Below are 18,691 nucleotides of genomic sequence, written 5' to 3'. Positions count from 1 at the left end.
CCGTAGGTCCGGCCCCGCTGACTTAATCGTGCGGGGGATCAGATCCGGAGCGAGGAAAGGATCAGATCCGGTGCGAGGAAGACCTGTCTGGATCGAACGTGTCGACCGCGCCGACCGAACTTGGTACCCAAACTCAGTACAGCGAGTCGGCAGTCGCCGCGCCGATGACACTGAATATCGCTCCGATACTGACTGCTTTGAGCGTCGCGTCGATCCGCGCTGGATGGAAGACGACGTCGAAGACGACCATCGACCCCGACGCAGCGGAATCGAGGAACGTCGCCGGAGCGTCGAACGCGAGCGCGAGGACGACGACGGAGAAGTACGCCACGGAGATGAGCGAGACGAACCGCAGGGGGACGCCCCCGACCTCCGTCTCCCTGTCGGGGTCTCTGTCGTCGGCCTTATACAACGCGCCGTACCCGACGGTGAAGACGATGAAGACGGTGAAAAGCGCCTGTAGCGACGACATACTCTGCGCCAACACCCACACCTCTTCGGTGACCACGAACGGCCCGGCGAGCAGGAACCCCCCGACGATCTGCTGTGCGGTGTCCGACAGCGCGAACCGACGACGACGTCCGACCATACCTACTTTCGCCTCTCTCCCCGCATATACCCCGGCCTTACTGCAGACCGGGGTGCGAACACCACGCGAAACCCGACGCTTCTTGTTCGGGGCGGTCGACGCACCCGTATGAGCGTTCGAGCCGAATTCGATGCCTGGGCGGCCGAGGGCCGTGACCGGGGAATGGAGGAACGACACTGGCACACCGCGAAACACGCGCTCGCCCGGATGCCGATCGAGTCCGGCGACACCGTCCTCGACCTCGGTTGCGGGAGCGGCTACGCCGGTCGCGCACTCCGAGACACGCAGGATGCCGGCCGAGTGTACGGTCTCGATGGATCTCCCGAGATGGCGCACAACGCGCAGTCGTACACCGACGATCCGAACGTCGCCTACCTCGTCGGCGACTTCGACGAACTCCCCTTCGCGGACGACAGCGTCGACCACGTCTGGAGTATGGAGGCCTTCTACTACGCGTCGGACCCCGAGCACACGCTCGAAGAAGTCGCGCGGATCCTCCGGCCCGGAGGGACGTTTTACTGCGCCGTGAACTACTACGAGGAGAACGTCTACTCCCACGAGTGGCAAGAACGGATCGACATCGAGATGACGCGCTGGTCCGCCGACGAATATCGCAAAAAGTTCCGCGAAGCAGGTCTCCACGTCGCCGAACAGGACTCGATTCCGGACCGCGAGATCGAGATTCCGCCGGCCGAGGCGTTCCCCACCGACGACTGGGAGTCGCGAGAGGCGATGGTCGAACGCTACCGCACGCACGGCACACTTCTCACGGTCGGCGTCGCGCCGTAGCGAGTCCGGTGTCGCCGAACGCAGCGAGGCCCATTCCGCCGGACGTAGCGAATCCTATTCGCCGCGCTCGAGGTCGACCACGTGGGCCGCTGTCGCGTCGAACCCGATCCGAACCTCACCGGAGAGTGGGTCCGCCGATCGAACGGTCAGTTCCCGGCCGTTCCACCGGAGATAGGTTCGCGTCGACTCGCCGAGGAACTCCGTGCCGGACACCGTCGCGTCGAGAACGTTCGTCTCGGTGCCTGTTCGCGACCTACTCGACTCTCCATCCATTAGCTCTGATCCACTCGGCTCGCTATCCCTCTCTGAGCCACTCGCGAGCACCCGCATCTGCTCGGGCCGGACGCAGAACGCGACTCGGTCGTCCGTTTCGACTGCGTTCTCTGTTACAATCGTGATCGCTGCCCCGCCGACGTCGAGTTCGACGCGCTGGGGCCGACCGGCGGTCCTATCGCGTTCTCCCTGCCATTCAGACCCCTCTGTTTCAACTGGAGATTTGCCTTCTACAGCGACTGAATCCCGGCTTTCTTCGAACTCGTCAGCCGCTCGACTCGAAACGACGCGGCCCTCGAAGACGTTGTTGTCGCCGACGAACTCGGCGACGAAGCGGGTCTCCGGGCGTCGGTACACCGCCTGCGGCGTTCCCACTTGCTCGACTGCGCCGTCGTTCATAACGGCGACGCGGTCGGAGATGGCGAGCGCCTCCTCCTGATCGTGCGTGACGTAGAGCGTAGTTATCCCGAGTGTCGATTGGATTTCTTTGACCTGTAGCCGAAGTCGCTCGCGGAGTCGGGCGTCGAGCGCGCTCATCGGCTCGTCGAGCAACAGCAGATCCGGGCCGGGAGCCAGCGCCCGCGCGAGCGCGATGCGCTGTTGCTGACCGCCGGAGAGCTCCGTCGGATCGCGGCCGCCCGCGTCGGGGAGATCGACCAACTCCAGCAACGACGCCACGCGCTCTTCTCGGCTCTCATCGCCCGGCGGATCCGAAAACCTGAGTCCGTAGGCGACGTTCTCCGCGACCGAGAGATGCGGAAAGAGCGCGTAGTTCTGGAACACGACGCCGACGTCCCGTTCTTCGGGTGGCACGCCGCGCATCTCGCGGCCTCCGAACCGAATCGATCCCGTACTCGGTACCTCGAAGCCAGCGACGAGGCGGAGCGTCGTCGTTTTCCCACAGCCGGAGGGACCGACGAGCGTGAAGAACTCACCGTCGTCGACGTCGAGGTCGACGCCTGACCGCCCGCCACTCCCGTCTCTCCCTCCGAGCGCGACCGTCTCACCGTACTCCTTGCGAACGTTCTCCAGTGTCAGTTGCATCCTCAGAAGCCACCTCGGCCGCCGTAGCGACCGCCGAACCGTTCGATGATCACGAAACTCAGGCTCGTCACCGCGAGCAGGACACAGCCCATCGCGGTCGCCGGGCCGAGCCGCCGGCCCAGATACCGCTCGACGGCGACGGGCATCGTGTAACTGGCCGACCCCTCCGCGAGGACGACCGTCGAGTCGAATTCGCCGATGCTGATCGCGAAGGCGAACGCCGCGCCGGCGACGACGCCCGCGGCGACCAGCGGCAGTTCGATGTCGACGAGCGCGCGCACGCGACTCGCCCCCAGACTCCGCGCGGACTCCACTAGTAGCGGATCGAGATTCCCGAGCAGCGGCGCGACGTTCCGCGTCACGAACGGGTACGCGCCGACCGCGTGCGCGGCGACTACCGCGAGCGCTCCGGTGACCTGAACGCGCGTCCCGAACACCTCGATCCCGAAGACGAGTCCGCGAAGCAAGCCGAGGCCGACGACGATCCCCGAAACCGCGAGCGGAGCCATCGACAGCGCGTCGACAATGGCCCGCCCGCGGAACTGCCGCGTCGTCAACACTGCCATCACGACTCCCATCGGGAGCGCGACGAGCAGCGTTCCGACGCCGAAAAGCAGCGAATTCTCGATCGCCGGCAGCGGCCGCACCTGATACGACGCGCCCGTCTGCTGACGTTCGAGGAGAAACAGGTAGTGATCGAGCGTCAGGCCGCCCTGTGGTCCGGTCAGGCTCGTGAGGACCATCGAGGCGATCGGTCCGACGAACACCGCGAGCACGACCAGGGCGTACGCGACGATCCCGATCCGGGTTCCCAGCGATCTGACGCTCGTCGACTCCGGCCACAGCGACCGTCGCGGTTGCGGCCGCGCGCCCTGTCCGGAGGCGCGCTGTCGTCCCTCGTAACGCAGGTACAGATACGTCAGTCCGAGCGAGATCGTCGTCTCGACGACTGCGAGCGCGGCCGCCTCGGCGTACGCGAGGTTCTGAATCCGCGAGTAGATGAACACCTCGACGGTCGCGAGCTGGAATCCGCCGAGCGCGAGCACGATCGGGAACGACGCGAACGTGAACACGAACGTCAGCGTCGCGCCGATCGCGATCGCCGGGAGCAACTGCGGGAGGACGACGTCACGAAACGCCCGCACCGGCGACGCTCCGAGGCTCCGCGCGGTCTCGACGGCCGACGCGTCGACGCTCTCCCAGGCCGCAGTCGTCACCCGCGCGACGAGCGGGGCGTTGTAGAAGGCGTGTGCGATCACGATTGCCTCGATGGTGAAAAGCAGGTCGACGGTCGGAAGGCCGAGCGCCCCCAACACCGCGTTGAGCGTGCCGTTCCGGCCGAACGTCGCGACGAAGCCGATCGCGACCATGATCGACGGCATCACGAACGGGAGGATCGTCAGCGAGCGCAGCGTCTCGCGACCGGGGAACTCGAACCGCGCGAGGAGCCACGCCCCCGGCAGGCCGAGCAGGACGGACGCGATCGTCGACAGCAGCGCCTGGTAGGCCGTGAATCCGAAGATGTCGACGAGATAGAACCGCGAGGTGAGCACCGACACGAGCGGGGCGATCGTCACCTGCCCGTCGACGACGACGGCGTCGACGAACACCGTCGCGACCGGATAGTAGAAGACGACGACGAGGACGAGCGCGGTCGCTGCCGTCCCGAGGGTGAGCGCGTGCGCTTCGAGTCGCGAGAAGGCGGTCCGAAGCACAGCGTTCACCGTCTCCACTCTGTCGGCGTCGCCCTCACTTGCTGGCGAACTGCCGTTCCCACGCCTGCGTCCACTCACTCACGTTGTCTCGAAGGGCGTCGTACGTGAAAGTGACTGCTTCCGGCGGGGCCTGGGCGTACTCAGAGAACGACGCGGGGAGTTCCGCGGTCGTCGTCGCCGGGAACGCGACGTTCCGCTGGGCGATCTCGCCCTGCACGTCGGGCCGCAGCATAAAGTCGAGGAACGACCGCGCCAGTTCGGGAGTGTCCGTCCCCTCGAACAGCGCCATCCCCTCGGGATAGGCGTAGCCCTGGTCGTTCAGGAATCGGATCTGGTGCTTCGCGAGGTCCTCGCCGGACCGCTGAGCGTACACCTGATCCGTCGAGTAGGAGACGACCATCGGCGCTTCCTCGTTCGAGTAGGCCGTGTACGACGACGACCAGTCCGAGAGGATCCGGACGCCGTTGTCCTGGAGTTGCTTCCAGTAGTCGAGGTAGCCGTTCGCCCCCTTCGCTTTGATCGTGTGCAAGAGGAACGACTTGCCCGTCGCACTCGCCGTCGGATTCTGGGCGAGGAGGTCGCCCTCGTAGGCCGGATCGAGGAGTTCGTCGAACGTCTCCGGCGCGCTGTAGGCCCCGTTGTCGCCCAGCGTCTCGTTGTAGACGATACTGACGTAGCTCGTGTCGTAGGGGATCGTGCGGCCCTTCGGATCGAACGACAGGGACTCTTTGACGTCGCCGCCTCGTGAGAGCCCGTTGACGGGCGTGAACAGTCCGTCGTCGAGCTGTTCGTCGATCCGGATGAGCATATCCACGTTGAGCCCGACGTAGACGTCGGCGTCGATGTCGACGCCCCGGAGTGCGCGCTCGATGAAGTAGTTGATCTCGCTGTCGGGCGTCGCATACCGGAGCGTCGCGTCGAACTCGGACTCGAACGTCTCTTTGATCCACGCGCCGGGGCTCGACGACGGTGCGTCGACGAACGGCCCGTACGTCGCGACGACGAGTTCGGGGACTGCGCCGCCTGCAGTTCCGGTCGCCGTCCCCGTCGACGTCTCGCTCGTGTCCTCGGTCGTGCCCTCAGTCGTCGTCTCCGTCGCGCCGCCGTCACCACCGGCGCAACCGGCCAGTCCGGCGATTCCGCCCGCACCCGCCGCCCGCAGGAACGTTCTCCGTTTCATTACTTGGTGATCACACCCGGTGATATTTAATCGTGGTGAAGCGGTCCCGACCGCTGCCGACCACGCCTGCCCGGAGCAACGCTCTTGTCACTTCGCCGTGAGACGCAGGCGTGTCACGACAGCGACGGTACACGCTCGGTGCGCTCTTCGTCCTCGCGGGCGCGGTCGCGGCCGTCCTCCTCGCGTCGGTGCTGAGCACTGTCTTTTTCGCGGTCACCGTCGCGTATCTGCTCTGGCCGGTCCGCCGCGAACTCGTCGCCCGCGGCCAGTCACGGCGCGTCGCGAGCGGCGGTGCGACCGCCGGTGCGTTCGTGATGACGCTTCTCGTGTTCGTCCCGCTCGCGGTCGTCGCGTACCTTCGGTTCGACTCGTTCGTGGACCTGATCGGCCTCCTTCCGGCCCAAATCGACGTCTCGCTGCTCGGATTCGAGTACGTGGTCACGCTGGAATCGGTCGCGACGCTCGTCGTCGGACTCGTCGAGCGCGCGGCGCGGCGCGCAGCCACGGCCGCGCCGGTCCTCCTGGTGAAAGTAACCCTGTTCGTGTTCCTGATCTACTCGCTGCTCTTTTACGGCGAAGACGCCCAGCGCGCGGCGCTCGCGCTCGTTCCGGCCGACTACCGCGACGCCGCGCGGTCGCTGAACCGCCGCGCTCGCGAGACGCTGTTCGCTATCTACGTGTTGCAGGCGGCGACCGCAATCGCGACGTTCGCCCTCGCGCTCCCGGTGTTCTTCGCGCTCGGCTACGAGTCGGTCGTGACGCTGTCGACAGTCGCTGCGGTCCTCCAGTTCGTTCCCATAATCGGCCCGAGCGTGCTTCTCGCGGGACTCGCGGCGTACCACGCCGCGCTCGGAGAACTCCTCCAGGCGGCGCTCGTCTTCTTCGTCGGCGGGTTCGTGATCGCGTGGCTCCCCGACGTCCTCGTCCGCCCGCGACTCGCCCGCGAGACGGCCGACATTCCGGGGAGTCTCTACTTCGTCGGGTTCTTCGGCGGCGTGCTCACCATCGGTCCGATCGGTGTCGTCGCCGGCCCCCTCGCCGTCGGCCTGTTCGTCGAGTCGGCGGCGCTGCTCTCGACGGAACTGAACTCGGTCGGCGACGCCGACCACGACACTCCGGAGTCGACAGCCAACCACGCCGATTCGGAGTCGACTGCTAACCGCGACCACGCGGCGTCGACCACCGACCACGACGACGCAGAGACCTCCTCCGATGTGGATCAACAGGAATCAGACGACGAATAGGAGCCGAATCACTGCCGCTCGCGACTACTCGTAGTCGCTTCCGATGACTTCCCGGATGCGTTCGGCGGTCACCTCGCCGATCCCGCTAACCTCGGTGAGGTCGTCCTTGCGGGCCGTCATCACCGCCTCGACCGTTCCGAACTCTTTCAACAGCGACTGCGCGGTCACAGGGCCGATGTCCGCGATCGAGGAGACGACGTACTCCTGCTGCTCGGCCAGCGTCTTCGCGCTCTTCTCGCCGTGGACGCTCACCGTTCGATCGCGCTCGGTCTGCTCGCGCTCGGCGATCGTGAGCAGCAGTTCGCCGGTGTCGTCCTCGTCGCGCGTCTGGAGCACGCTCACGTCGAAGTCGACTGCCAGCGAGGCGAGCGCACCCCGGATCGCGCCGGGGTGGACGTTCCGCTCCTCGTAGAGACCTTCGCCTTCGATGATCAACACCGGGCGGGCGTACGCGCGGGCGAGGTCGCCGATCTGCTCGAACAGCGAGCGGTCGCCGCCCAAGAGCGTGTCGAGGAAGTCCGCGACGGACTTGCGCTCGACGGCGACCCGGTCCGAGAGCACGTAGTCGCCGACGGCCAGCGTCTCCAGTCGCGTGCGGACGCCATCGCGCTTCGAGAGGTCCTTCGCGATCGCGGCGTCGAGTTCCCGCTGGTCGACGACGATTTCGGTCTCCTCGTCGTCGCCGTCGGCGGTCGCGACGACGCCCGAATCGGCCGCCGCGTCACCGTCTTCGGCGTCGCTATCCGTCCCGCTGCTCTCCTCGTCGACGTCGTCGGCCGCCTCGCTGCTCTCGTCTCCGGACTCGTCGTCCTGCGCCCGTTCGATCTCTTCGTCCGTCGGCCCGAAGTCGGTGAGACCGGCCTGTCCGTTCGACTGCGCGACCGACCCGGTGCCCGCTCCAGTGTCGCCCGTCGACTGCCCACCGCTTCCCGTGTCGTCTGCCTGGGTGTCGTCTGCCTGGGTGTCGCCGGAGCGTTCCGCGTCGGTCACCTCATCTGTGCTCCCATCGTCCCCCTCGCTGTCGTAGGCTTCGAGGTCTTGTTGCGGTGCGGTGAGTTCGGACTCGATGTCGCCGGCGAAGCTCTTCAGTTCGCGGAGCTCCGATTCCATCTCCTTCTCGCGGCGCCGCGAGATCCAGAAGTAGGCCTCGTCGCGCGTGTCCTCGGCGAGGAGCACGACGACGCGGCCCTCGGCCTGCCGTCCGGTCCGCCCCTTCCGCTGGATGGACCGGATCGCCGTCGGCACCGGCTCGAAGAAGAGCACCAGATCCACCTCGGGGACGTCCAGTCCCTCCTCGGCGACGGAGGTCGAAACGAGGACCTCGAACTCACCGTTCCGGAACGCGTCGAGCGTCTCCTGTTGCTCTTTCTGGGTCATTCCCTCGGAACTCTCCTTGTCGCCCTGGCCGACGAACCGGCGCACGTCGAACGACGCCGAGAGGAACTCCGTCAGCGCTTCGGCGGTGTCGCGCGACTCGGTGAAGACGATGACGCGCTCGCCCTCCTCGATGCCGAGCGTCTGCGCCAGCAGGATCCGTGCCCGCGAGAACTTCGGGTGCGTGCCGTCGAACGACTCCGCGAGCCGCATCGCCTCGCGCACTTTGGGCTCGGCGACGAGCCGCTGGCTCGCCTTCGACGCCCCTGAAGAGCGCGCGGCGTTGCGCTGGCGTTCGAAGTATCTGCGAACGGATTCGACCGACTGGGTCTCGACGAGTTCGACCGCCCGCCGGAGCTTCATCACCTCCGCGTGCGTCGACATCCCCTTGTAGCCCTCCGATTTGTCGGCGTTCATCAACTCCTGCAGTTTCCCGCGCATCCGGTTCAGTTGCTTCTGGGAGACGTCGGGCTGGGTGGTGTTCGTCACGCCCAGCGACTTCAGTTTCTGAAGTCGGTCTTTGATCACCTCGTTCAGCGCGTCCCGAATCTGCAGGATCTCCTCGGGGAGTTCGATTCGCTCCCACTCGACGGACGTGTCGTGGGTGTACTCGTCGACGTCGGCGTCGTCTTCGGTCATCACCTCGACCTCGCTGAGCCCGAGATTCTGACACACCTCCAGGATCGCCTCCTTGTCGCCGCCCGGGGAGGCGCTCATCCCCGTCACGAGCGGGTTCTCTGCGTCCTCGTGGTACCGCTCGGCGATGTAGACGTACGCGTAGTCGCCGCTCGCGCGGTGACACTCGTCGAACGTGAGGTGGGTGACGGTCGACAAGGAGATGCGACTCCCGACCAAGTCGTTCTCGACGACCTGCGGGGTCGCGACGACGATCCGCGCGTCCTCCCAGCGCTCGGCTCTGTCTTCCGGTCGGATCTCTCCGGTGAAGACGACGATCTCCTCGTCGGGAATCTCTAGCGCCTCGCGATAAAACTCCGCGTGCTGCTGGACCAGCGGCTTCGTCGGCGCGAGAAACAGCGCCTTACCGCCGATGTCGTCGAGCCGATCGGCCGTCACGAGCAGGCTCACGGTCGTCTTTCCTAACCCGGTCGGAAGACAGACGAGCGTGTGCGACTCGCGTGCGGCGCTCGCGAGGCGCATCTGATAGAGCCGCCGCTCGATGAAGTCAGGACTCAGGAGGGGATGGTCCACGTACGCGGGGTCGTCGGTGGCCGCCATCACGCTCGATTGGGCGTCGTCGCTGTTAAGGGTTCGCCGACGACGGTGAAAGTGAAACGAGGCGCGTACGGTCCCCTGACGGGGACGCAGGCGAAACGGGAACTGCGTCCGACCGCGAGCGTTCCTGACTGCCAAGCGTGACTCCGTGATCGTCGTCGACAGCCCGGGTTCCGATCTCCCTCACGCAGTCGCGCCGACAGTTTTATCCGTTCCGTTCGGGATCCGCGCCGAACTCCGACCCGAGCGCATCCAGTGCCTCCACGCCGTAGGCCTCCGAGCCTGCGCTCGCGTCTTCGAGGTCCTCGACGGAGTCCGGCAGCGACGCGCCGATCAGCTCTGCCCACTCCGAGAGGTTCTGACCGTGACTTCGGTGGCTCATACTTTTGCCTCGGTCGTAAAACTCTCTACCGACGTATATAATGATTGTGCTGGCTCTCTGCGGATGACAGCCGTCCCGAAAATATCCGTCTCTGCGACGGCGACACGGCCGTCGACGGGACCTGCCGAATTGACGAGCGCGGCGTTAGACGACCTGTTCGCCGTCGTCGTCGTACAGTTCGATCGCGTCTACGGGACACGCCCGCGCGGCGAACTCCGCGTCGAGTTCGGCGCCGTCGGGAACCTCTAGCTCGAAAATGTCCTCTTCGACCTCGGTCGCTCCGTCGAGGTCGGCCTTCCCCGCGTCGAGATTCTTCTCGAAGGCGTCCCACTCGTCGACACACTGGAACATCCCGATGCAGGTCTCACGATCGTAGCGGATCTTCATACCCGCCGTTCGGTGACCGGCAACATATCGTTGGCGACGTTGGTGCGGTCGCGACGGGACCCTACGATGACTACCCGCCACGCACGCCGCGTCTCCGACGGTTTAAACGGGAGGACGGCGTAGCCTGGCCCAATGCAACCGGAGGAGGTGCCCGAACTGCCCGAGGAGGTCGCGGCCCACCTGCGCGAGGAGGGAATCGAGGAACTCTACCCTCCGCAGCGCGCGGCCGTCGAGGCGGGCGTCACCCGCGGCGACAGCCTCGTCGCCTCGGTCCCGACCGCCTCGGGGAAGACGCTCGTCGCCGAACTCGCGATGCTGTCCAGCGTCGCGCGCGGCGTCTCCGGGTCACGCTCGGATGGCTCGGAAGCACCGCCCAGCGGTTCGTCCGGCGGCAAGGCGCTGTATATCGTTCCGCTCCGAGCGCTCGCCTCCGAAAAGAAGGCCGAGTTCGAGCGCTGGGAGGAGTACGGGTTCGACGTCGGCGTCTCGACGGGCAACTACGAGTCCGACGGCGAGTGGCTCGCGTCCCGGGATATCGTCGTCGCGACCTCCGAGAAGGTCGACTCGCTCGTCCGAAACGGCGCGGCGTGGATCGACGACTTGACCTGTGTCGTCGCGGACGAGGTCCACCTCGTCGACGACGCGCACCGCGGCCCGACGCTGGAAGTCACGCTCGGGAAGTTGCGGACGCTCAACCCCGGACTGCAGGTCGTCGCGCTCTCGGCGACGGTCGGGAACGCGGACGTCGTCGCCGAGTGGCTCGACGCCGAACTCGTCGAGTCCACCTGGCGACCCATCGACCTGCGGATGGGCGTCCACTACGGAAACGCGGTCACGTTCGACGACGGCAGCCAGCGCGAGGTCCCGGTCGAATCCGGCGGCCGCCCGACAGCAGCGCTCGTCGCAGACGCGCTCGCCGGCGACGACGACGGCGATCAGGGCTCCTCGCTCGTGTTCGTGAACTCCCGGCGCAACGCCGAGGCGTCCGCAAAGCGCCTCCGCGACGTCACCGCCGACCACCTCGCTGACGACGAGCGCGGCCGACTCGCCGAACTGGCTGCCGAGATCAGAGACGTCTCGGACGCCGAGACGAGCGACACGCTGGCCGACTGCGTCGCGAAGGGCGCGGCGTTCCACCACGCCGGCCTCGCGCCCGAGCACCGCTCGCTCGTCGAGGAGGCGTTCCGCGACCGACTCGTCAAGTGCGTGTCGGCGACGCCGACGCTCGCCGCGGGCGTCAACACGCCGAGCCGCCGGGTGATCGTCCGCGACTGGCGGCGCTACGACGGCGAGTACGGCGGGATGAAGCCGCTCGACGTGCTCGAAGTCCACCAGATGATGGGCCGCGCCGGCCGGCCCGGTCTCGATCCCTACGGCGAGGCCGTACTACTCGCGAAGAACTCCGAGACGCGCGACGAACTGTTCGAGCGGTACATCTGGGCCGACCCCGAGCCCGTTCGCTCGAAACTGGCCGCCGAACCGGCGCTCCGGACGCACGTCCTCGCCACTGTCGCCTCCGGGTTCGCGCACACGCGAGAGGAACTCCTCGACTTTCTGGATCGGACGCTGTACGCGACCCAGGCGGACGACTCCGGCCGCTTGGAGACCGTCACCGACGACGTGCTCGCGTACCTCGAACGCAACGACTTCATCGAGCGCGAGGACGGATCGCTCACGGCTACGAGCGTCGGACACACCGTCTCCAGACTCTACCTCGATCCGATGACCGCCGCCGAGATCATCGACGGCCTGGAGTGGGGCGAAAAGCACCGTGAGGAGATGGTTCGCGCGCTCGCCGGCGACGCCGCGGACGCGACTCCTGCCCGCGACGCCGCCGACGGGACGCAGACGGGCTCCGACCCCGAGTCCGCCGGCTTCCAGCGGGCCAGCGAGCTGCAGTCGGGATCGTCGTCAGACGACTCCGACGGCGCGGCGGATGCGTCCACCGCCGACGCCGACGAGGCCGAGACGGGCGCCGACGGGGACGCTACGGCGTCGTCGGAGCAACCCACCTATCCGACCGCGCTCGGGCTCTTTCACCTCGTCTCGCGAACGCCGGATATGTATCAACTCTACCTCAAGTCCGGCGACCGCGAGACGTTCACCGAGGTCTGTTACGAACGCGAACCGGAACTGCTCGGCCGCACCCCCTCGGAGTACGAGGACGTCCGCTTCGAGGAGTGGCTCTCGGCGCTGAAGACGGCGACGCTGCTGGAAGACTGGGCGAACGAAGTCGACGAGGACCGGATCACGGAGCGCTACGGCGTCGGCCCGGGTGACATCCGCGGGAAGGTCGAAACTGCCGAGTGGCTGCTCGGCGCGGCCGAACAGCTCGCGGGCGAACTCGAACTTCCCGTCGTGCCCGTCCGCGAGGCGAAAAAGCGCGTCGAGTACGGCGTCCGCGACGAACTGCTGGATCTCGCCGGCATCCGCAACGTCGGCCGCAAACGCGCGCGACGCCTCTACGAGGCCGGTATCGAGACCCGCGCGGACCTCCGCGAAGCCGACAAATCCACCGTGCTCCGCGCGCTGCGCGGGCGACGCAAGACCGCCGAGCGGATCTTAGAGAACGTCGGTCGCAAGGACCCCTCAATGGAGGACGTCGCGAGCGGAGACTCGGGAAGCGAGTCGACTGGGGAACCACCGGATCGCACGGGGTCCGCGCCTACGAACCGACCACAGAGCGAAAGCGGCGACGGCGACCCCGAAGAGCAGGCCAGCCTGGGTGATTTCGGATGAAGATCCTCGAAGGAACGGCCGAGGTGGACGACGTCGACGCGTTCGTCGCCGAGATCGGTGAGATTTCTGCGGAGACGGGCGCGACGATCCAGGCGTTCGACGCGCGGTACGTCGTGAGCGAGCGGCACCTCGAACGCGCCGTCGAGTTGGCCGACCGTGCCATCGAGCGCGGCGAGAACGTCGCTCGCGACCGCGCCGTCGAGATCCTCCTGTACGCGGCCGGTCGCCGCCAGATCACCGAGGCACTCGAACTCGGCGTCTCACCGGGCGAAAACCGCGTCGTCGTCCTCGTCGACGGCGGCGACGAAACCGACGCGGCAGCGACTGTTCGCTCTCGCGTCCTCGACGCGGAAACGCCGACGCTCGGCGACTACGACTCCGGACGCGTGTGCGAGTATTTCGACGTCAGCGACGCCGAACTCGACGTGGTCGACGGCGACCTCGAACTCCTGGTGCTCGAACGCGTCGCGCTGCTGGTCGTCGAGAAGTAAGTCGGGCTCTCGCAGGCGCGGCGACCCACGATCGACGTGAACCGTTCGCAACCCCTCCATTTCGGGTGGAAAAGTTTTCCGTAGCCTTCAGAACTGTTCGGCATTCGTTCCCGCGAGACGATCGAGGTTCCCGACGACTACGATTCGTCGTCGCAGAGCCCTATCGCAGTGAGCAATAGCGGATTCGGAGGCTGAATCGGGACGTTTCCCAGACCCACCGCTCGGGATCGTAACGCCGTGAGAAGTTCGAGTAGTCCCACCAGGATTCGAACCTGGGTCGAAGCCCCCAGAAGGCTTCAGGATTGGCCACTACCCCATGGGACTGCATCGACGCCGACGCCGACCGTCGACTGTGTGCCCGTTTGTTGCCCGTGGCTCCATATGAGTGTTGCGAAGTCAGTCCTCAGATCCGGCGGCGTCCCAGCCGCCGCTCATCGCCTGACGGGTCAACGCCGGCGCGCCGCGCAGAGCGACGACAACCGTCGCGAGCACGAACGCACTGATCCCGGCGAGACCGACGGGACTCGCCACCAGTTCGCTCCGGATCGGATCCGACGCCGTCGTGTAGGCGAGCAGGGCGCCGGCCGAGGCGTTGAACACGCCGTGGAAGAACGCGGCGGCGAGAACCGAACGGGCCCGGACGACGAGGTAGGTGTAGAGCGGCGAGAACGCCACCGTCGCGGCGGTCATCGCGACGACGCCGACGAGCGGAAACGACGGGTAGTTGTAGCCGTCGAGGATGACCGGAGCGTGCCAGACGCCCCAGCATACGCCGATCACGCCGCTCGTGCGCCAGAATCCCAGCGGGGCGAGTTCCCACAGCAGGTAGCCTCGCCAGCCCAGTTCTTCGCCGAGCGCGAAGACGGCGTTGACTGTCACACCCAGTCCGAGTGTCAGGGCTGCGAGCGCGAGCAGTCCCAGCGGTCCGGCGGGGAGTGCGATTCCGGGTACCGGGTTCGCGTTCGGATTGAATCCGATCCCGGGGACGGCGAGCGCGAGCGCGAGAGCCACGCCCACGAGGGCGAGGACCGAGAGGGCAGCGAGCACGTGCCAGCGGAGTCGACCCACGCGGACGCCGACTTCCCGGACTGAGACGCCGGTCGTGAACAGCGTCGCCGCGGCGGCGACAGCGGGAGTGAACATATACAGCGGTGCGAGCGCGACGAGCCGGACGTTCGCGACCTGCGCTGCGACGACGATGGCGATCGCGAGGCCGACGAGCACGCCGAAAAATCTGGCGAGCCGCGCGGTGTCGATTTCCGCCGTGTCGGGCTCGCGTTCGGCTTCTGGAACACTGGTCGACTCTGGAGCCGTGTCTGGAGTGGAGGGCATTACCTTACATCATAGGTAGCTTACACGAATAGATTGTGTGTTAGGGCGTGTGTATCCCGTCGCTCGCTGTCGACTTTTGTATAATTTCATTCACATTAGATGCTGATGATATGTACTGTGAACAGAGAGAATTGACGAATAAGCAGGGTCCGCGGTTGTCGTAGATTTATAGCTACACCCTCCAACTGTGACTATATAATACAGTTTTCATTACATTTTTAATTCAAGGTTTTATTGAACCAACTGGTAATGTCAGATGAAACACCTGGAGAGGATGAACAGTACTGTCGGGAGTGCGGCGAGATTATCCTAACGAAGGCCGAAATCTGTCCGGAATGCGGTGTTCGACAGGCACAGACGCAGACACAGAGCCAACAGCGTCAACAGCAAGTACCACATAATCAAGCAGCCCAACCCACGGCGAACCCGGGGAACGCTGCTGCCACTCAGAGCTACGGCATACTCTTCGCTATCATCGACTCTTGGAAGTATCAGAGACCCCTTCGTCATCTACTGAACATTGTGATGGCACTCAGTACCGTGGGCGTCTATCTTATCATCCTCTTAGTCGAGGGGCTGATTCACTATCGCAACCTCAACAGCGGTTCCAGTCAGCCATATGATGAGAGTAAAAGCAAAGTCTGGACCACCTTCACCCACGTTCAGTAACCACTGATTGACAATTTAAATATAAATGTCTACGCAAAACGTCTCCGACGAAGAAGATCTAGTCCACTGTTATGAGTGTGGTGCAGAAATACGGCGCAGTGCGGAGATCTGCAAAGAGTGCGGTGTGAGGCAACAAAGTGCACCACCATCCTCTTCGGGACACACAGTGGATGACCCGACTTCCACAGAACCCGAAGAAACTCAGAGTACAGACTTTCTCGCGGAATACAGCATCCTTCAGTGGATCGTCGCCGCTATCGTCGGCCTAGTGACTTTCCCTGTCGGGCTGCTCGTCCCTGCCTATCTGTTTTATAAGGCATCTAACGGATCTGGAAAAGAGCAGAGCGGGCTAGAATCGTGGACCGCTATTCTCTTCGGGATACTCGGGATCATCGGCGTCGAGATCGGTGGTAAAACTGCAGCCAAAGTCCTCTGGGGCCTCTTCAGTCTCCTGATTGCCGTGTCTGTGGCGATTATCGTCGCTGGATAGTATCCGCTACTTCCTCACTTTTCGACAACCGACTGGCTGATGATGCCGCTATCGTGCACAATCCACCACCTATTTATCTCATTCTTGGCCACGTTCGTGTATGTACATCGGACGATTCGTCGTCGTCGCGCCCGACTTCGGCGCCTACCGCGTGTCCTCGCGCTCGTTCCCCAACCGCCAGATCGTCGCTCGTGACGGGACGCTGACGGTCGCCCCGACGCCGGACGCACCCGAGAACGACAACCCCTACGTCTCCTACAACTGCGTCCGCGAGGGCGGCGACGGCGTCGTCGTCGGCAACGGCTCGCACGTCGATCCCATCGCGGAGAAACTCGACCTCGGCTATCCGGCGCGCGACGCCCTCGCGTCGTCGCTTCTCGCGCTCGACTACGAGAAGGACGATTACGACACACCGCGCGTCGCGGGCGTCGTCGGCGAGGAGTCCTACGTCGGCATCGTCCGCCGCGACGCGCTCCTCGTCGAATCGGTCTCCGAACCCACGCTCGTCGCCACCTACGAGGAAGACGAACCGACGGCGATCGACTTCGACGGCGACGGCCCCGACGCCATCGCGAAGGACGCCTACGATCTCGACTACGAACACGCCGTCTGCGCGGCGGGCGTCACCTACGACGGCGGCGGCGTCGACGTCGGCTTCTACAACGGCGCGTAGTCGCTCGGACACCTCCTCCCTGTCTGAAACTCACCGCCGGACAGCCCCTCCCGTTTCGGTGCTGCATTCCGGCACGGAACTTTTTGTCCGCAGGGTCACGTATCCTCGCGTATGCAGGTCGCCGTCATCTCCGACATCCACGCGAACAAAGTCGCGCTCGATGCCGTCCTCGACGACCTCCCGCCGGTCGACGCGCTCGTCTGCGCGGGCGACGTGGTCGGCTACAACCCCTGGCCCGCCGAGTGCGTCGCGGCGATACGCGAGCGCGACGTACCGACGGTGATGGGAAACCACGACCGCGCGGTCTCCTCGGGGACGTCCTTCCGGTTCAACTCGATGGCGGCGGCCGGCGTCGAGTACGCACGCGAGGAACTCGACGACGACGCGCTGGAGTGGCTATCGGATCTCCCCGACGAGCGAACCGTCCTCGACGGCCGGATCAAACTGGTCCACGGCCACCCCGAGGATCCCGACCGCTACACCTACCCCGAGGAGTTCTCGCCCGCGATGCTCGACGGCGAGGACGTGCTCGTGACGGGTCACACTCACGTCCAAGGCCACGAAATATTTGCGGACGGGATCGTGATGAACCCCGGCAGCGTCGGCCAGCCGCGCGACGGCGACCCTCGGGCGGCCTACGCGCTGGTGGATCTCGACGATCCCGCAGTTGAGGAGCGACGCATCGCATACGATGTCGATGCCGTGGCCGAGGCTGTGCGCGAAACTGATCTCCCCGAACGGATCGGTGAGCGACTGTACGAGGGTCGGTGAGGACCTCCCGCGCGCTCAGAATTCGCCTTGGACGATCTCGAGCGTCTCCTCGCGGTCGTCCCACGCGACGAAGATGGCGACGGACGTCGCCGACGTGATAACGTCGTGGATATTGATCCCCGCTTCTGCGATCGGCTGGACGATGTCGAGGATGACGCCGGGCCGGTTCGGCAGTTCGCCGCCGGTGACGCGGATGACCGCGATGTCGTCGTCGACGGTGACAGACGACAGCGTCTGGTCGTCGACGACTTTCGAATGCAGCAGGTTCTCGGCTTCTTCGGCGCGGTCCTCGCCGATGTAGAACGTCACCGAGTCCATCCCGGACGCGACGGCGTCGATGTTGATCTCGGCCTCGCGAAGCGACTGCGAGAGGTCTGCGAGGATCCCGGGGCTGTTTCGGATCGAGCGCCCGGCGACGGTGAGACACGCCAGCGGGTTCTCCTGCATATCGATGAGGTTCTCGAACTCGCCTTCGATCAGCGTCCCGCCGGTCAACAGGTCACCGTGCTGATAGTGGACGACGCGAACCCCGAGCTCGTCGTTCTTGTACGACAGCGCCGAGGGTGCGACGACTTCCGCGCCGCGGAAGGAGAGGTTGCGGAGTTCGTCGACGGTGATCCGGCCGACGTTGCGCGCGCCTTCGACGACGTGTGGGTCGCCGGTCATCACGCCTTCGACGTCGGTGACGATGACGACCTCGTCGGCGTCCATATAGCGGCCGAGCATCACGGCGGTCGTGTCCGAACCGCCGCGTCCGAGCGTGGTGATCTCACCTTCGAGGTTCTGTGCGAGAAAGCCCGTGATGACTGGGACGACGTTGTCCAGTTCTTCGGCGAGTTTGGCGGCGCGGCGCTGCGTCTCCTCGACGTCGACTTCGCCGAGGTCGTTCGCGATGACCGGCCAGTCTTCCGCGCCGGGTTCGACGAAGATGGCGTTGACGCCGCGCGCGGCCAGAGCCGCTTTGAGCATCCGGACGCTCGTCCGCTCGCCCATCGAGACGATCTCCGCGCGGTCGCGGTCGTCGGCCTCGAACTCGATGTCTTCGAGGAGTTCGTCCGTCGTATTCCCCATCGCGGAGGCGACGACGGCGATCTCGTGGCCTTCCTCGACCGCCGCGGCGATCGAGTCGGCGGCGCGGTTGATCCGGTCGCCGCTTCCGAGAGAAGTTCCCCCGAACTTTGCAACTACGCGCACGGTCGATCCTCCTGTCGGCATACGAGACAGATCTGCGAGTGGTGCTCTGACATAGCCGATGATTGCGGGGGGGTAGTGTAAAACCTTGTCTCCCGTCTCAACCGTTGCCGAGTTCTGCTGAT

General features: G+C 65.5%; 17 protein-coding genes and 1 tRNA gene. 8 read left to right on the top strand and 10 right to left on the bottom strand.

Going from position 1 to position 18,691, the window contains the following annotated elements; translation table 11 throughout:
* Positions 1 to 133: 133 nt before the first annotated feature.
* Complete coding sequence (locus NO362_RS03850; RefSeq protein WP_256546190.1) at positions 134 to 589, bottom strand: DUF2391 family protein; 456 nt, start codon at positions 587 to 589, stop codon at positions 134 to 136.
* A gap of 108 nt (positions 590 to 697) precedes the next feature.
* Between NO362_RS03850 and NO362_RS03845 the strand changes: the two genes are divergently transcribed.
* Positions 698 to 1,378, top strand: coding sequence for a class I SAM-dependent methyltransferase (locus NO362_RS03845; RefSeq protein WP_256546189.1), 681 nt, complete (start codon positions 698 to 700; stop codon positions 1,376 to 1,378).
* Between the two features lie 54 nt (positions 1,379 to 1,432).
* Here the strand turns inward: NO362_RS03845 and NO362_RS03840 are convergent, their stop codons facing one another.
* From NO362_RS03840 to NO362_RS03830, 3 genes are read right to left on the bottom strand one after another with little or no spacing between them, the layout of a single operon-like run.
* Positions 1,433 to 2,695 carry an ABC transporter ATP-binding protein gene (locus tag NO362_RS03840; protein ID WP_256546188.1) on the bottom strand — a complete coding sequence of 421 codons (1,263 nt, stop codon included), beginning with the start codon at positions 2,693 to 2,695 and terminating at the stop codon, positions 1,433 to 1,435.
* 2 nt (positions 2,696 to 2,697) lie between these two features.
* Complete coding sequence (locus NO362_RS03835) at positions 2,698 to 4,410, bottom strand: ABC transporter permease (protein ID WP_256546670.1); 1,713 nt, start codon at positions 4,408 to 4,410, stop codon at positions 2,698 to 2,700.
* A gap of 34 nt (positions 4,411 to 4,444) precedes the next feature.
* Positions 4,445 to 5,590, bottom strand: a complete 1,146-nt coding sequence (locus NO362_RS03830) for a thiamine ABC transporter substrate-binding protein (protein WP_256546187.1) — start codon at positions 5,588 to 5,590, stop codon at positions 4,445 to 4,447.
* A gap of 110 nt (positions 5,591 to 5,700) precedes the next feature.
* On the opposite strand from NO362_RS03830, the gene NO362_RS03825 reads away from it, so the two are divergent.
* Complete coding sequence (locus NO362_RS03825; RefSeq protein WP_256546186.1) at positions 5,701 to 6,834, top strand: AI-2E family transporter; 1,134 nt, start codon at positions 5,701 to 5,703, stop codon at positions 6,832 to 6,834.
* 24 nt (positions 6,835 to 6,858) lie between these two features.
* On the opposite strand, the gene NO362_RS03820 is transcribed toward NO362_RS03825, so the two are convergent.
* The 3 genes from NO362_RS03820 to NO362_RS03810 form a co-directional block, all read right to left on the bottom strand.
* Complete coding sequence (locus tag NO362_RS03820; protein WP_256546185.1) at positions 6,859 to 9,444, bottom strand: DEAD/DEAH box helicase; 2,586 nt, start codon at positions 9,442 to 9,444, stop codon at positions 6,859 to 6,861.
* 202 nt (positions 9,445 to 9,646) lie between these two features.
* Complete coding sequence (locus NO362_RS03815; protein WP_158599384.1) at positions 9,647 to 9,823, bottom strand: hypothetical protein; 177 nt, start codon at positions 9,821 to 9,823, stop codon at positions 9,647 to 9,649.
* A 144-nt stretch (positions 9,824 to 9,967) separates the two neighbouring features.
* On the bottom strand, positions 9,968 to 10,210 hold the full coding sequence (locus tag NO362_RS03810; protein WP_256546184.1) for a ferredoxin: 243 nt from the start codon (positions 10,208 to 10,210) through the stop codon (positions 9,968 to 9,970).
* 132 nt (positions 10,211 to 10,342) lie between these two features.
* Between NO362_RS03810 and NO362_RS03805 the strand changes: the two genes are divergently transcribed.
* Both NO362_RS03805 and cgi121 read left to right on the top strand, forming a co-directional pair.
* The gene (locus tag NO362_RS03805) at positions 10,343 to 12,949 is read left to right on the top strand and encodes an ATP-dependent DNA helicase (protein ID WP_256546182.1); all 2,607 of its coding nucleotides are present in this window, start codon (positions 10,343 to 10,345) and stop codon (positions 12,947 to 12,949) included.
* The gene (cgi121, locus tag NO362_RS03800) at positions 12,946 to 13,440 is read left to right on the top strand and encodes a KEOPS complex subunit Cgi121 (protein ID WP_256546181.1); all 495 of its coding nucleotides are present in this window, start codon (positions 12,946 to 12,948) and stop codon (positions 13,438 to 13,440) included. The genes NO362_RS03805 and cgi121 overlap by 4 nt, the downstream gene beginning before the upstream one ends.
* Positions 13,441 to 13,691: 251 nt before the next feature.
* Here cgi121 and NO362_RS03795 read toward each other — a convergent pair.
* Both NO362_RS03795 and NO362_RS03790 read right to left on the bottom strand, forming a co-directional pair.
* Positions 13,692 to 13,764 (bottom strand) — tRNA-Gln (locus NO362_RS03795).
* Positions 13,765 to 13,836: 72 nt separating this feature from the next.
* On the bottom strand, positions 13,837 to 14,772 hold the full coding sequence (locus NO362_RS03790; RefSeq protein ID WP_256546180.1) for a CPBP family intramembrane glutamic endopeptidase: 936 nt from the start codon (positions 14,770 to 14,772) through the stop codon (positions 13,837 to 13,839).
* A 249-nt stretch (positions 14,773 to 15,021) separates the two neighbouring features.
* Between NO362_RS03790 and NO362_RS03785 the strand changes: the two genes are divergently transcribed.
* The 4 genes from NO362_RS03785 (at position 15,022) to NO362_RS03770 (ending at position 17,375) form a co-directional block, all read left to right on the top strand.
* Positions 15,022 to 15,441 (top strand): hypothetical protein, encoded by a 420-nt coding sequence (locus NO362_RS03785; protein WP_256546179.1) that lies wholly within the window; start codon positions 15,022 to 15,024, stop codon positions 15,439 to 15,441.
* Between the two features lie 25 nt (positions 15,442 to 15,466).
* On the top strand, positions 15,467 to 15,931 hold the full coding sequence (locus NO362_RS03780) for a hypothetical protein (RefSeq protein WP_256288476.1): 465 nt from the start codon (positions 15,467 to 15,469) through the stop codon (positions 15,929 to 15,931).
* 100 nt (positions 15,932 to 16,031) lie between these two features.
* Positions 16,032 to 16,604 (top strand): IMP cyclohydrolase, encoded by a 573-nt coding sequence (locus NO362_RS03775; protein ID WP_256546178.1) that lies wholly within the window; start codon positions 16,032 to 16,034, stop codon positions 16,602 to 16,604.
* 111 nt (positions 16,605 to 16,715) lie between these two features.
* Complete coding sequence (locus tag NO362_RS03770) at positions 16,716 to 17,375, top strand: metallophosphoesterase family protein (RefSeq protein WP_256288478.1); 660 nt, start codon at positions 16,716 to 16,718, stop codon at positions 17,373 to 17,375.
* Positions 17,376 to 17,390: 15 nt separating this feature from the next.
* On the opposite strand, the gene NO362_RS03765 is transcribed toward NO362_RS03770, so the two are convergent.
* Positions 17,391 to 18,569 (bottom strand): aspartate kinase, encoded by a 1,179-nt coding sequence (locus tag NO362_RS03765; protein ID WP_256288479.1) that lies wholly within the window; start codon positions 18,567 to 18,569, stop codon positions 17,391 to 17,393.
* Positions 18,570 to 18,691: the final 122 nt, after the last annotated feature.

Source organism: Halobellus inordinatus, assembly GCF_024498335.1.
GTDB lineage: Archaea > Halobacteriota > Halobacteria > Halobacteriales > Haloferacaceae > Haloquadratum > Haloquadratum inordinatus.
This window is presented reverse-complemented; position numbering and strand designations above follow the sequence as displayed.